9 protein-coding genes and 1 pseudogene are annotated in these 14854 nt (G+C 72.9%); 5 read left to right on the top strand and 5 right to left on the bottom strand.

What is annotated here, in order from left to right:
- Positions 1-70: 70 nt before the first annotated feature.
- Both ACFZDA_RS11205 and ACFZDA_RS11200 read right to left on the bottom strand, forming a co-directional pair.
- Positions 71-2650, bottom strand: a complete 2580-nt coding sequence (locus tag ACFZDA_RS11205; protein WP_391078280.1) for an FtsX-like permease family protein — start codon at positions 2648-2650, stop codon at positions 71-73.
- Positions 2647-3435 (bottom strand): ATP-binding cassette domain-containing protein, encoded by a 789-nt coding sequence (locus tag ACFZDA_RS11200; RefSeq protein WP_391078278.1) that lies wholly within the window; start codon positions 3433-3435, stop codon positions 2647-2649. The genes ACFZDA_RS11205 and ACFZDA_RS11200 overlap by 4 nt, the downstream gene beginning before the upstream one ends.
- A gap of 444 nt (positions 3436-3879) precedes the next feature.
- Between ACFZDA_RS11200 and ACFZDA_RS11195 the strand changes: the two genes are divergently transcribed.
- The 4 genes from ACFZDA_RS11195 (at position 3880) to ACFZDA_RS11180 (ending at position 8127) form a co-directional block, all read left to right on the top strand.
- Complete coding sequence (locus ACFZDA_RS11195) at positions 3880-5373, top strand: MFS transporter (RefSeq protein WP_391078275.1); 1494 nt, start codon at positions 3880-3882, stop codon at positions 5371-5373.
- Between the two features lie 20 nt (positions 5374-5393).
- Entirely contained in the window at positions 5394-5918 is a 525-nt protein-coding gene (locus ACFZDA_RS11190; protein ID WP_391078272.1) for a GNAT family N-acetyltransferase, read from the top strand.
- A 161-nt stretch (positions 5919-6079) separates the two neighbouring features.
- Positions 6080-6517: a DUF485 domain-containing protein gene (locus ACFZDA_RS11185; RefSeq protein WP_391078270.1), complete on the top strand. Its 438-nt coding sequence runs from the start codon at positions 6080-6082 to the stop codon at positions 6515-6517.
- On the top strand, positions 6514-8127 hold the full coding sequence (locus ACFZDA_RS11180; protein WP_391078267.1) for a cation acetate symporter: 1614 nt from the start codon (positions 6514-6516) through the stop codon (positions 8125-8127). The genes ACFZDA_RS11185 and ACFZDA_RS11180 overlap by 4 nt, the downstream gene beginning before the upstream one ends.
- Before the next feature lie 1035 nt (positions 8128-9162).
- Here the strand turns inward: ACFZDA_RS11180 and ACFZDA_RS11175 are convergent.
- The 3 genes and pseudogenes from ACFZDA_RS11175 to ACFZDA_RS11165 form a co-directional block, all read right to left on the bottom strand.
- A pseudogene (locus ACFZDA_RS11175) lies at positions 9163-10055 on the bottom strand (cellulose-binding protein).
- 144 nt (positions 10056-10199) lie between these two features.
- On the bottom strand, positions 10200-12902 hold the full coding sequence (locus ACFZDA_RS11170; protein ID WP_391078264.1) for an SUKH-4 family immunity protein: 2703 nt from the start codon (positions 12900-12902) through the stop codon (positions 10200-10202).
- Positions 12903-12910: 8 nt separating this feature from the next.
- Positions 12911-13915, bottom strand: coding sequence for an HNH endonuclease (locus ACFZDA_RS11165; protein ID WP_391078262.1), 1005 nt, complete (start codon positions 13913-13915; stop codon positions 12911-12913).
- 399 nt (positions 13916-14314) lie between these two features.
- On the opposite strand from ACFZDA_RS11165, the gene ACFZDA_RS11160 reads away from it, so the two are divergent.
- A complete protein-coding gene (locus ACFZDA_RS11160; RefSeq protein ID WP_391078258.1) occupies positions 14315-14845 on the top strand; it encodes a YwqJ-related putative deaminase in 531 nt (176 codons plus the stop codon).
- Positions 14846-14854 lie beyond the last annotated feature (9 nt).

Raw genomic sequence — 14854 nt, 5'->3', positions numbered from 1 at the left:
CGCCCCGGAGGCCGAAACCTCCGGGGCGGGCCCGTCCTCCGCAACCCCCGTATGCGGTGGCCTCGGCCGGCTACTCGGTCGCGATGGCGTTCAGGACGTTCATCCGGCCCGCCCGGAACGCCGGGACGAGTGCCGCGAACAGCCCCACGAACGCCGAGCTGACGAAGACGCCGATGATCGTCGGCCAGGGGATCTCCAGGACTCCCAGGCCCTCCAGGGCGAGGAGCTGCTGTGCGGTGGCGCCCCAGCCCATGCCCAGTCCGAGGCCCAGCAGGGCGCCGAAGAGGGCGATGACGACCGACTCCATGCGGATCATGCGGCGCAGCTGGCGGCGGGAGAGGCCGATCGCCCGCATCAGGCCGATCTCCCGGGTGCGCTCCACCACCGACAGGGCCAGGGTGTTCACCACGCCCAGGATGGCGACGACGATCGCCAGGGCCAGCAGGCCGTAGATCATGTTGAGCAGCTGGCCGATCTGGTCCTTCAGGGCTTCCTTGTAGTCGGTCTGGTCGCGCACGGTGTACTGCGGGTAGTCGTGCAGCGCCGACTTCAGGGACTTGTAGGCGGCGTCCTGCCGCCCGTCCTCGGCGCTGACGAAGAGCAGCGAGTCCAGCGGCATCTTGTCGGCGGGGACGTACCTGGCCAGCGTCGAGATGGACGTGTACATCGCGCCCGCGTCGATCACGACGTCGCTGCTGGTGATCGCCCGGACCGTCAGGTCGGCCCTGGAGCCGTCCTTGAAGGCGACCTTGATCTTCGAGCCGAGGCTGATGCCGTGGTCCTCGGCGAACTTCTCGTGGACGGACATCGAGTCGGGCTTGTAGGCGTCGGGCAGCTTGCCGGCGACCGTCTCGGTGCGCAGGTCGGTCGCGTAGGACGGGTCGGCCGCCGTGATCGCCGTGTCCTTGAGCGTCTTGCCGTCGGGGGTGGTGAAGTCGGCCTTGGTCCACTTGTACTCGGTGACCCGCTCCAGGTCCGGTGCCGACTTCGCGGCCTTGACGGCCTGCGGGGTGATCAGCTGGCCGCTGTCGGACTGGATGATGAAGTCCGTGCCGACGGTCTTGTCGAGCTGGTCGGTGGCGGAGGCCACCATGGAGGAGCCGACCACGGACAGGCACGCCACCAGCGCGAGGCCGATCATCAGCGCGGCGCCCGTCGCGCCGGTGCGGCGCGGGTTGCGCAGGGCGTTGCGCTCGGCCATGCGGCCGACGGGGCCGAACACCCGCAGCAGGACGGCGCCGAGGACCCGGACCACGCCGCCGGCGAGCAGCGGGCCGATGACGACGAAGCCGATCAGCGACAGCACCACGCCGAGGCCGAGCCACAGCGAGCCCTCGGTGGCCTTGTCGGCCTGGGCCGTGAGGTACAGGGCGGCACCGCCGGCGCCGGTGAGGACGGTGCCGATCACGCCGCGGATCCAGCCGGCCCGGGCGTCCGCGGGGGCTCCCGCGTCACGCAGTGCGGCCATCGGGGAGATCTTGCCGGCGCGCCGGGCGGGCAGGTAGGCGGCCAGGACGGTGACGACCACGCCGAGGACCAGGCCGGCCACCGGGGTCGTCCAGGCCACCGTCAGGTCGTCGGTGGACAGGTCCATGCCCATCTGGCCCATGAGCTTCATCAGGCCGACCGCGAGGCCGACGCCCGCGCCCACGCCCAGCACGGATCCGACGACGCCGAGCAGCAGCGCCTCGGCCAGCACGGAGCGGTTGACCTGTTTGCGGGAGGAGCCGATCGCCCGCATCAGGCCGATCTCGCGGGTGCGCTGGGCGACCAGCATCGAGAAGGTGTTGATGATCAGGAAGATGCCGACGAGGAAGGCGATCCCGGCGAAGCCGAGCATCGCGTACTTCATGACGTTCATGAAGCCCTCGACGTCCTTCTGGTTGGCGTCGGCGGTCTCCTTGGCGGTCTGCACCTGGAAGCCGGAGCCCAGTTCGGCCGAGACGTTCTTCTTCAGCTGCGCGTCGCTGACGCCGGCGGCCGCGGTGACGTTGACGTTGGTGTAGACGCCGCTCTCGCCGACCAGGGCCCGCTGGGCGGTTTTGGTGTCGAGGTAGAAGATCGCCGCGCCGGGGTTGGTGACGGTGAAGTCGGCGATGCCGGAGATCTTCGCGGTGTGCGTGCCGACGGCGCTGATCACGCCGATCTCGTCGCCGAGCTTCAGGTCGTGCTTGTCGGCGGTGTCGGCGTCGACCATGATCTGGTCGGCGCTCCTGGGTGCCGCACCCGAGGTGATCTTCATGGTGCGGGCTTCGTTGCTGTTCCAGCCGCCGACGATCGTCGGGGCGCCGCTGGAGGGCGACAGGTTGTCCTTGTCGGCGTCCACGACGGTCACGGAGGTGGAGAACACCGCGCCCTCGGCGGACTTCACGCCCTGTGCCTTGCGGACCTCGGCCAGCACGGAGGCCGGCATGACCGGCGGCTTGCCGTTGTCGGCGGTCGTCTCACCGGTGTCGGAGGCGCCCTTGGCGCTCACCGTCACGTCGGAGGACGTGGCCGCGAAGAGCTTGTCGAAGGTCGTGGACATGGTGTCCGTGAAGACGAGCGTGCCGCAGACGAAGGCCACCGACAGCAGGACGGCGATCGCGGAGAGCGCCATACGGCCCTTGTGCGCCAGGAAGTTGCGCATCGAGGTCTTCATGACGGTCATGACGTGCGCCCCCGGGCGTCGAAGTCCTTCATGCGGTCGAGGACGGCCTCGGCGGTCGGCTTGTGCATCTCGTCGACGATGCGGCCGTCGGCGAGGTACAGCACCCGGTCCGCGTAACTGGCGGCGACCGGGTCGTGCGTGACCATGACGATGGTCTGGCCCAGCTCGTCCACGGACCGCCGCAGGAAGCCGAGCACCTCGGCGCCGGCACGCGAGTCGAGGTTTCCGGTCGGCTCGTCCCCGAAGATGATCTCGGGCCGGGCCGCCAGCGCCCGCGCCACGGCGACGCGCTGCTGCTGGCCGCCGGACAGCTGGGTGGGCCGGTGCTTGAGCCGGTCGGCGAGTCCGACGGTCTCCACGACCCGCGCCAGCCACTGCTTGTCGGGCTTGCGGCCCGCGATGTCCATGGGCAGCGTGATGTTCTCTATCGCGTTCAGCGTCGGCAGCAGGTTGAACGCCTGGAAGATGAACCCGATCCGGTCCCGGCGCAGCCGCGTGAGCTTCTTGTCCTTCAGCCCGGTGATCTCGGTCTCGTCGAGGTAGATCTGCCCGCCGGTCACGGTGTCGAGCCCGGCCAGGCAGTGCATGAGCGTGGACTTGCCGGACCCCGAGGGGCCCATGATCGCGGTGAACTGGCCGCGTGCGATGTCCACATCGACGTGGTCGAGGGCGACGACACGGGTCTCACCGGTCCCGTACGCCTTCACGACCTGCCGGGCCCGTGCGGCAACGGCCGTACGCCCTCCAGTACCCCCGTGCCTGGGAATGGTCACAGCCGAAGTCACGGTATGTCTCCTATATCGGTCAGCAGATGGTGAAGGCGGTCGCCTGGTTCGACAGCCGCTGGTACGCGAGGCCGGACGACGAATCCGTCCGACGCGTTTCAGTCTCGCGGCGGGGAGGGGTCCCGCGCCCTGGTGCAGGGCGCAGTCTTTCCCTGTGGAAAACCCCACCCCCGACGGTGTGCGAAGCCGCCCCCCGACGGCGTAAAGCCAGGTTAAGGACCGGCCCCCGCGCCTCTCGTCCTCCGTCGGTACGAACCCTCCCCAGGTCGTAGTACGGAGGTACCCCTAGGGGCAGTCCACCGATGGGTGGAGTCCGACTCAGGGTTCGCTCCACCCGACGGCTCACTCAGGCTCCACCCTCCCGTAGCGTCAGGGTCAAGTGCGAAGCTGTCGGGCGGCAGGTAGGTGCAAGGGGCAGGCAGACACGAGGGGGAGGAACCCGGGGTGGGCAGCACCAGTTCCGCGGCGCGTGAGGCCGCACGTCCCGCCGCGACGGGCCGGCGCGGTGCGGTCGTCGCCGCCCTGATGCTCTCCATGGCGCTGGCGGCGCTCGACGCCACCATCGTCTCGACCGCCGTCCCGCAGATCGTCGGGGACCTCGGCGGTTTCTCCGTCTTCTCCTGGCTGTTCTCCGGCTACCTGCTGGCCGTGACCGTCACCCTGCCCGTCTACGGCAAGCTCTCCGACACCTTCGGCCGCAAACCGGTCCTCGTCGCGGGCTCGGTGGTCTTCCTCGCCGGCTCCCTGCTGTGCGCGCTGGCCTGGAACATGGGGGCGCTCATCGCGTTCCGCGTCGTGCAGGGCCTGGGCGGCGGCGCCCTCCAGGGCACCGTCCAGACGATCGCCGCCGACCTGTACCCCCTGAAGGACCGCCCGAAGATCCAGTCGAAACTGTCCACGGTGTGGGCGGTCTCGGCGGTCGCCGGCCCGGGTCTGGGCGGTGTGCTCGCCGCCTACGCGGACTGGCGCTGGATCTTCCTGGTCAACCTGCCGATCGGCGCGGTCGCACTGTGGCTGATCGTCCGTCACCTCCACGAGCCGCAGCGGGAGAGCGGCGCGCACACGCGCGTGGACTGGGCGGGCGCCCTCGCGGTGTTCGCCTGCGGCGGTGTGCTGCTGACGGCCCTGGTACAGGGCGGGGTGGCGTGGCCGTGGCTGTCGGCGCCCTCCCTCGCCCTGTTCGGTACGGGACTCGCCCTGGTCGTGGTCGTGGTGCTGGTGGAGCGCCGGGCGGGGGAGCCGATCATCCCGGGCTGGGTGTGGCGGCGCCGTACGATCGCCGCGGTCAATCTGGCCCTGGGCGCGCTGGGTCTGCTGATGGTGGCGCCGGCGGTGTTCCTGCCCACCTACGCCCAGTCGGTGCTGGGCCTGGCGCCCGTGGCCGCCGGATTCGTGCTCTCTGTATGGACGTTGAGCTGGCCCGTGTCGGCGGCCCTGAGCCAGCACGTGTACCGCAGGATCGGCTTCCGCAACACCGCGATGCTGGGCATCGCGGCGGCCGCGCTGATCCTGTTCGCGTTCCCGTTCCTGCCGTATCCCGGTCAGGCCTGGCAGCCGGCCCTGCTGATGCTGCTGCTCGGCGCCGCGCTGGGCCTGTTCCAGTTGCCGCTGATCGTCGGTGTGCAGTCGACGGTGGGCTGGGCCGAGCGCGGTACGACCACCGCGTCCGTGCTGTTCTGCCGTCAGACGGGCCAGACAGTCGGCGCGGCGGTCTTCGGCGCGGTCGCCAACGGCGTGCTGGCCGCCCGGCTCGGCGGTGCGGGCGACCTCGACTCGGTGACCCGGGCCCTGGACGCGGGCACCGCGCCGGAGGCGACCCGGCGGGCGATCGCCGACGCGGTGCACGCCGTCTACCTGGGCGCCTCCTGCGCGGCGGCCCTGGCGTTCCTGGTGCTGCTGTTCCTCGCGCCCCGGAAATTCCCGGTGCTGGGGGACTGACCGTACGTATCCTCCCGCCCATGCTGACTCTGGAACCGCTCCGGCCCGATCACGCGGACGCCGTGCTGGCCTTCGAGCGGGAGAACCGGGCGTACTTCGCCCGCACGGTGCCGGACCGCGGGGACGCCTACTTCACGGCGGAGGGGTTCGCCGAACGCCACCGGGCGCTCCTCGCGGAGCAGGACGCGGGCGTGTGCCGCTTCCATGTCATCCGGGACGAGGAGGGGAACCTGGTCGGCCGGATCAACCTGCTCGACCTGGCGGACGGTTGCGCCGAACTCGGCTACCGGGTGGGCGAACGGGCCGCGGGCCGGGGTGTGGCGACGGCGGCCGTCGCGCAGTTGTGCCGCCTGGCCGCCGCCGACTACGGGCTGACGTCCCTCACCGCGGTCACCACCCTGGACAACCCGGCCTCCATGACGGTCCTGGCCCGCAACGGCTTCACACCCGTCGAGGACACCACCGTGGGCGGGCGGCCCGGACGCCGTTTCCTGCGGCGGAACTTGGCCTCCACGCCACCGGCACCTGAGGCCAACACGGTTTGACGCGAGTAACACCCGAGGTCACAAAGGTAAGCGCATACCGACCAATCAGTTTGCCGAAACCCTCGCGCAGCCCGGGTACTCCGAAGTAACGTGCGTGGCCGCCCGCCCCCCACCTCCTGCGGTCCGCCGAACCGGATCCGACCCGCGCAAGGAGCACCGGGATGTCCTACGACCCGCCGCCACCCTCCTACCCCTACCGACCGCCGGATTCTCCGCCCTCCCACGACAACTACCCCTGGGCGCCGCAGCGGGAGCCCGAACCGGCCGGCAGGCGTCCCCAGCGCCACGCCGCGCTCGGGCACCACAGCGACCTGCGGATGCTGCGCGGCGCCTACCGGCGGCAGCGGCGCGTGGCCACGCTCACCGCCCTCGGCTACTTCGTCCTGTTCCTGATCCTGTCGGCGTTCGCCCCGTCGTTCATGACGAGCACCGTCACCGACGGCCTGCCCACCGGTCTGCTGCTCGCCCTCGTCCAGGTCCCCGTGACCTGGCTGGCGATCGTCCTGTACGAGCGGACGGCCCGCCGCCGCGTCGACCCGATCGCGGACCGGATACGCAAGCAGGCCGAACTGGACGCCAGGCGGGAGGGAAGCCGGTGACCACCGAGTTCAGCGGAAACGCCCAGTCGATGTCGCTCGTGGGCTTCACGGCGGTGGCCACGATCACGCTCCTGCTGTGCGTGATGACGGGCCCGGACCGGGACGACCTCGACGAGTTCTACACCGGCTACAGCTCCCTGTCCCCCCTGCGCAACGGCTTGGCGATCGCCGGCGACTACATCTCCGCGGCGACCGTCCTCGGCACGGGCGGCGTGATCGCCCTGTTCGGCTACGACGGGACCGTACTGGCGCTCAGTACGGCGCTGTCCCTGATGCTGCTGATGTTCCTGCTGGCCGAACCGCTGTGCAACGCGGGCCGGTTCACCATGGGCGACGCGCTGACCCGCCGTATGCCGGGACGCGGCGTGCGGATCGCGGCCTGCGCGGTGACCCTGGCGGCGCTGCTGCCGCTGATGGTGGTGCAGCTCGCGGGGACCGGGCAGCTGCTGGCGTTCGTCCTCGGCTTCTCCGGCGAGTCGCTGCAGACGGGCTGCATCATCGGCGTGGGCGCGCTGATGATCAGTTACGCGGCGATCGGCGGGATGAAGGGCACCGCCCTCATCCAGATCCTGAAGATCGTGATGCTGCTCGGCTCCGGCACGGTGGTCGCCGTGCTGATCCTCCACCGGTTCGACTGGGATCCGGGGGCCCTGTTCGACGCGGCCGCCGCGCACAGCGGCGTGGGCTCGGCGTTCCTCTCCTCGGGCCTGCAGTTCGCCGGCGGTCCCAGCCCCGGCCTGGACATGATCACCGCGCAGCTGACGGTCGTCCTCGGGGGCGGCGTGCTGCCGCACGTCACCATGCGCATGTACACCGCCTCCAGCGCCCGGCAGGTGCGGCGTTCGATGTCCTGGGCGGTGTCGGGCGTGGCCCTGTTCGTGCTGATCATCACGGTCGTCGGCTTCGGCGCGACCGCGCTGGTCGGCCGGGCGGTGATCGCGCAGGTCGACCCGCAGGGCAACACGGCGTATCTGCTGGGCTCGCAGGCGGCGTTCGGCAAGGACGTGTCGTCGGCGGAGACGTTCCTGTTCACGACCGTCACCACGGCGGTCTTCCTCACGCTGCTCGCCTCGGTCGCCGGGATGATCCTCGCCTGCGCCAACTCCCTCGCGCACGACGTGTTCGCGGCCCGGGTGCGGGAGATGCCACCCCGCCGCGAGATGACACTGGCCCGCCTCTCCGCACTGGCGGTGGGCATCCCGGCGATCCTCCTGGCCACGCTCGTCCAGCATCGCAGCCTGCAGCCCCTGGTGACGCTGTCGTTCTGCCTGGGCGCCTCGGCCATCGCGCCCGCGCTGGTCTACAGCCTCTTCTGGCGCCGCTTCACACGAACGGGCCTGCTGAGCACCCTCATCGGCGGCTCCCTGGCGGTCCTGCTGCTGATGCCGGGCACCAACCTGGTCTCCGGCTCGCCCGTCTCCGCCTTCCCCGACGCCGACTTCAACTGGTTCCCGTTCACCACCACGGGCCTGCTCTCCATCCCCCTAGGCTTCACCTGCGGCTGGCTGGGCACACTGGCCTCCGGCCGCCGCAAGTCGGAGGAACAACGCCACGAGTACGAGGCGATCGAGTCCTGGATCCTGGCGGGCGCGACACGCAGGGACCACTGACAGCACCCACGGGCCGGCCGGCGACTGCGCCGCCACGCAGCCGCCGGCCGGGGGTCGACGATGCCGCACCGGGGTCACGCGGAAGCGACGGGCGACAGACGGCGACGCACGCCGGTCGGCCGGGTACCGAGGGCGGCACCACCCCGCAGCCACCGGCCGGCCCTCGGCGACGCCCCGCCGGCGTCACACAGAAACGGCGGGCGGCAGACGCCAGCGTCGGCAAGCGCGCCGGCCAGCCGGTGGCCAGCGGCGCCACCAACACCCAGCCGCCGACCGGTGATCGGCGACGCCCCGCCGACGTCACACAGAAACGCCGGCCCGCAGGCGCCAGCGGACGCGTCGGCAACGCGCGCCGGGCGGGCTGGTGCCGAGGGCGGCACCACCTCGCAGCCACCGGCCGGCGCGCGACGACGGCTCACCGGCGTCACACAGAAACGGCGGGCGGCAGACGGCAGCGTCGGCAGAGCGGCCGGTCGGCCGAGGGCCGGGGCCGGCGACAGCACCAACGCGTAGCCGCGGCCTGGGGGTCGACGACGGCTCGTCGGCGTCGCGCAGAAGCGACGACCGGCGGCCGGCGGCCGGCAGACGGCCGACTCGGCAACGCGCGCTGGCCGGCGGCGGCCGATGGCGGCCTCAACAGCCTGCCGTCACCCGGCGGTCGGCAGCGCGCCGCAGGCGTCGCGCAGAAGCGACGGCCGGCGAACGGCAGGCGAGAGCGCCGGCAACGCGCGCTGATCGGCCGGGGGCCAGCGACGGCACCACCCCGCAGCCGACGGCGGGGTCGACGATGCCGCGCCGACGTCACGCGGAGCAGAAACGGCGGCCCGCACGCGACAGCGTCGGCAACGCGGCACCGGGCGGCCGGCGACCGGCGCTCGGCAACGCCCCGCCGGCGTCACGCAGAAACGGCGGCAGGCGACAGCGTCGGCAACGTGTGCTCGTGGGCGGGGGCTGTGGACGGGCGGTGTGTCCATGCGTGGCGCCGGCGGGGGCAATCGGTCGCCGCCCCGGCCCGCGGCCGCCGCGCGCCTCGTCTCACTCCGCGTCCGCCTCCACCCTCCCCGCCCACGCCGTCAGGCTCGTGTGTACGCGGTCGATGTGTGCCCGCACCTCGTCTCCACGCTGGGCGTGCTCGCGCAGCACCCGTCGCGTCTCCTGTTCGACGGACTCCGCGTGGCGCCGGGCCTCGGCGAGCAGCTCCGCGGCGCGCGCGGCGGCCTCGTCCTGCTGGTGCAGGGCGGAGTCATCGGCGTCGGAAAAGACCTGCTCGGCCTCGGTCAGTTCGCCCTCCGCGCGCGTCACCGCTGCCGCGTGGCGGGCGTCCAGCGCGGCTGCCCGGGCGGCATCCTCCTCGTCCCGCTCCGCCCACCGCTCGGCGTGTTCCCTGGCCTGGTCGGCCAGCATCCCGGAGGTGCGCTGCCGCATCTCCCGCAACGCGGCCAGCGCCTCGCCCCGCAGCTCCTCCGCCTCACGACCGGCCGCGGCCCGGATCTCGTCGGCCTCGGCGCGCGCCGCGAGCAGCCGCTGCCGGGCGCGTTCGTCGGCGTCGGCGCGTACCGCATCGGCCTGCGCCTGCGCGGACTCGCGCACGCCGGCCGCGGACGCGCACGCCCCGTCCACAAGTTCCCGCGCCTCCCGTCGCGCCCCTTCCCGAACGGCCGCCGCTTCCTCCCGGCCGAGGTCGAAGAGCCGCCGCGCCCGCTCCCCGAGCGACTCGTAGGTCTGCGGAACCAGCCGCGCGACGGCCTCCCGCAGCCGCTCCAGCTCCGCGTCCATCTGCCGGGCGAGCACCGTCAGCCGGGCGGCCCGCTCCCAGGCCGCGTCACGCTCGTCGGAGAGGTCTCGGCGTACTCGTCGACCTGCTCGGGACGGTAACCACGCCCCCGCACGGCCGGGAAGCCGTGCGGGGACGCCGATGGGCTGCTCATGCTGGGGCCCCTCTCCACCACGCCGACGCGCGATCGAGCACGAAATGGGATGATTTCGCGCACATCTTGGTGGATCAGACGGAAGTGTTCAGCCCGCGACACTCCGCACAGAGGTCACTCCAGGGACGCCTCAGCGGCGACGCGTCACAGCAACCCGTCCCACATCTGCTCCAGCAGCACCGACCACCAGCTCTCCGGCGACCCGAGCGCCGCCGGGTCGAGCGCGGCCAACTGCGCCTGGAAGTCGACGGTCCAACGGCCCGCCTGCTCCTGGTTCAGCCCGAACCTGAGCCGCCACATCCGCCCGAGCAGCGCCAGACAGCGCGCGAACTCCGGCAGCCCGGTGTTCACGAACTGCGGCGGTACGGGCGCCCCGCCCGGCCCCGCCTCCACCGGCACGGCGACGATGTTCGCCGTGCCGTACTGCACGCAGATCGCCTTGCCGAAGTCGCTGCCCATCACCAGGTAGGAACCCGCGTCCGGGGCCGGCTGCACACCCCGCTCGGCCGCCAGCTCCGCCAGCGTCGGCACGGGCCGCCCCGGCTGCGCCTGCGCCCAGAAGAAGGGGCCCATGTCCATCGGCAGGCCCGCCGCCACCAGCGTGTGCGCCACGACCGGCGGCACACCCTGCCGGGACACGGCGGCCTGCTCGAACCGGAACACCCCCGGCCCGAACGCGGCACCCAGCTCCTGCGCGATGGCCTCCGGCGGAATCGGCGGCACCGCCTGCACCGGCGGCAACGGCGCCCGCACCGGAGCCGGCCGCGCCGGACCGTCCGCCACCTGGTGCAACTCGCCCTGGTGAGCCAGCAGTTGCCGCATCCCCTGCTGCCGGCTCGCGTGGTCCGTACCGTACGGCGCGATACTCGTGATCCGCGCCTGCGGCCACTGCTCCCGGATCATCCGCGCGCAGTACGCACCCGGCAGCTCGCACGACTCCAGCTCGGTGTGCAGCTCCAGCACCTGGTCCGGCGGCACGTTCATGGCCCGCAGCTCGTGGAAGATCTGCCACTCCGGGTGCGGCGTACCCGGCGCGGAACGCCGGATCAGCTGCTGCTCGGAGCCGTCCTGCGCGCGGTAGCGCAACACGGCCTGGTAGCCGGGCCCGACCGTCGGCTGCCCGGTGGGCTGCGGCGGGTAGCCGTACGCCGGAGGCTGCCCGGGAGCGGGCTGACCGGGCGGCGGCATCGCGCCGGGCGGCATCCCACCCGGCGGCATCCCGCCCGGGGGCATCGGGCCGGGCGGCATCCCACCCTGCGGCATCCCACCGGGCGGTGGCATCGGCGGCACGCCGGGAGCGCCCGGGGCGGCAGGTGGTGCGCCCGGGGCCTGCGGCGGCGGAGGCACGCCGGGCCCGCCCGCCGGAGGCGTGGCCAGCATGGTCTCCGCGTGGTGCACGGGGCCCGGGCCGCCGCCGGGAGCACCCGGGGCGCCAGGAGGCTGAGGGGCTCCAGGCCCACCGGCCGCACCAGGCGCACCAGGCGCTCCGGGCGCACCCGGAGGAGCAGGAGGACCGGGAGGACCGGGAGGCTGCGGTGCCCCCGGGGCGCCCCGGCCGGGGTCGGCCAGCATCGTCGCGGCATGGTGGACTCCGCCCGGGGGCGTCCCACCGGGAGCACCGGGCGGGTTGGGCGCGCCCGGAGGCTGCGGCGCACCCGGCGGGGTCGGCGTGCCCGGAGGCCCCGGCGGCTGGGGCGGCAGCGGCGCACCGGCGCCCTCGCTGCCCGGCCCCCCAGGCGCCGCAGGCCCCGCAGGTCCCCCGGGCCCCGCAGGCCCCTCCGGCCCGAGCGCCGACACAAGCTGCGTGGGCACGTACCCACCCGCGGGCGTACCCGGTGCCCCGGGCCCCGACGGCGCAGGCGTACCGCCCGGCCGCCCGCCCGGCGTCCCGGGGGCGCCCGGCGGAGGCGGCGGCGTCGGGCCCGTGCCCCGGGCACGCCCCGGCGGCGGAGTCGCCTTGCTGGTCGCGGCGTCGGCGATGTCCCCGGCGTTCGGCGCGAGCGGCCGCGCAGGCGCACCCGGCCCGGCCGGCGGCTGCGGCCCACCGGCGGAACCGGCAAGGCCGGCAGGACCGGCAGGACCCGCAGGACCCGCAGGATCGTCGACCGCCGGTGAGACCGCCGTCGGCGGAAGCTGGCTGCCGCCCGACATCAGCGCCGTCTTGGCGTCGGGCGTCGCCGGCGGCGGCGTGTCACCGTCGGTCTCGCTCAGCGGCGGCGCGAAGACCGTCGCGGGCAGCGGTACGGAACGGTCGTCACCGGCATCGCCGTTGGTGTCCGTACCGGCCCAGGGCGTCGCCCCCGCAGGCGCACCCGGCGCCCCCGCCCCGGAGCCACTCCCCGTCTCGCTCCCCACGGCAGCAGGCCAGGACGCACCGGAAGCGGAATCACCAGCACCAGCAGAAGCCGAAGCAGAAGCAGAAGCCGACGCGGCACCCGCACCCGCCTGCGTACCCGCCCCCCGCCGATCCGGAATCCCCAGCTTGTCCGCCGCGTCCTGCAACCACTCCGGCGGAGTCAGCAGGAAGGACGTCTGGTTCAGATCCACCCGGGCCGCCGGAGCCGGCACCGGCTCCTCCGCCGCGTCCGGACGGCCGTACTCCTCCTCGTACCGGCGGATCACCTCACCCACCGGCAGCCCGGGCCACAGCGTCGCCTCCCCGCTGTCCCGCGCGATCACCAGCCGCTGCGCGCCACCGTCGGAACGCGGCCCGTCCGCCCGGTCCTCGGCCCACACCACGAACCCGAGATCGAACTCCCGCACCCGCACCTCACGATGCTGGTACGAGGGCACGTCCCCGTTGATCCACTCTTCCGCGCGCTCCTGCGCCTGCGCGAACGTCACCATCGCTGAAGTCACTCCCCCACGGCCGAGGACGACACCGCACCCACCGGCACCACACGCGCGAACCCGCCGTCCACCATCAGATTCGCCACCGTCTCCAACTCCGGCGGATTACCGGCCAGCCGCGACAGGAAGACGTCGAAGTCGTCCCCGCACGGCAGCAGCAGCCGCTCCACCCGCTCCGCCGGCGGCAACGCGGGATCCACGTCCCGGGCGTCGTCGTACGCACAGAACCACACCGAACCGATCCGCTCGCCCTTCACCTTCACGGCCAGCAGCCCGCCCTGGACGAACCCCACACACAGGTAGTCCTTGGTCAGATGGTCACGCAGACACTTGTTGACGTACACCAGGTCGTTCACGGCCGCCTCGTCCCGCACCGTGAAGAACGGCTGGTCGATCAGCAGCCCCAGCTCCGCGTCCAGCGCGGCACCCACCGGCGCACACCCCCCCGCCGCCTTCAGGAACGACCGGTACGGACCCGGCAGCCGGTAACCGAGATCCTCCTCGGCCCCCTGCACCTGCGCCTCCGTCACCGCCACGCCCGACTTCGGCAGCCCGAAATGCGCCGGACGCGTCTCCTGCAACGGCCGCGTGCCCCGCTTGGACTGGTCGACACCCGACGTCGCCACACCGCCGTGATGCCGCAGCAACGCCTTCACCTCGACCGGGACCAGCTCCAGCCGCCGCGTGCCCACCACGTGGTGCCACGTCCAGCCGTGCGGCGTCGCCACCGCCGGCACCGTGTCCCACAGCTCGTGCCCCGACGCCGACAGCGCCATGTTCGCCGACACGTAGTCCGTCAGCCGCAACTCGTCGACACCGAAACCCTCCGGCGGCTCCGCGATCTCCGCGGCCGCACGCGCATAGGGCGAGAAGTCGGGGTAACCACCCTCGTCGACCCGTACCCCTCTCGGGTGACGCGCCGCCCGGACCGGATCCGGGAAATGCACGACCTGCCCGGCGTAGGCCGCGTTCGGCGGCGCGGCTTGCTGCCCGAGCCGACCTGTCGTCATGGCGGTTGCCCCCTGCGGCACTCTGTACGACCCGTATTGACCACCTTTGGCGCACTACGGCCCGTATCGACTGTCACGTCTTCTGTCTCAACTTCTGACTCAACTGCCGTGCACCTCGATGCACGTCACCGCACGCGCCCACCTCACGGATCACCTTCCGGTTCACCACATCGCTCTCCGAACGGATCACCGCACGGCCCGCGGTGCCGACAGCCTATGCGGTACGACGACACCGGTCACCGGCACCGGCCGCCCACCCCCCACGCATCCGTGACCAGCCGTCACCCCACCGTGACAGCACGCCCCGGAACGGGCGTGTCGCCGCGCCCCAGCTTCCCCACCAGCCACGCCATTTGGCAGTCTGTGACCCCGGGGGGATGCACGGAGGGGAAGGCGATCATGAACGCGACACAGACGGGACCACACACCGGCAGGTCCGCCGACCCGCGAGGCGGCGACCCCCGCATCGGCTGGAGCACCACCGAAACAGCCCACGCCCCCCTCCTCCACCACCGCCGCGACGGCATCCTCCCCACCGTCGCCGCCGCCCTCTCCGTCCGCGGCGCCACCCTCACCGGCACCGCCGCCCGCGGCGACACACCCCCCGCCCTGCACCCCCTCGTCCAGGACTTCCTGGACACCCTCACCAGCTCCCAGCGCGACCGCTTCACCGGCCGCTGCGCCGAAACCATCCTCATCTCCCGGCACATCGCCGCCGCCGACGCCGCCCGCAGCAAACGCGCCGCCCGCAAACCCATGACCAACGGCGAAGCCCGCAAAGCCCTCAAACAGGCCAAGCTCACCGCCCGCCGCATCCGCGAGGACGGCGACCCCCTCCACGGCAGCTTCGCCACCCCCTGCCGCGCCTGCACCGCGCTCAGCGCCCACTTCGGCGTCCGCATAGTCGACCCCGCGGCCACCACCGGCTGACACACCCCC

This window comes from Streptomyces sp. NPDC007991, assembly GCF_042958445.1.
In the GTDB taxonomy this organism is placed as follows: Bacteria; Actinomycetota; Actinomycetes; order Streptomycetales; family Streptomycetaceae; genus Streptomyces.
Note: the sequence above shows the minus strand (reverse complement) of the source record. Positions and strands in the feature narration are given on the sequence as shown.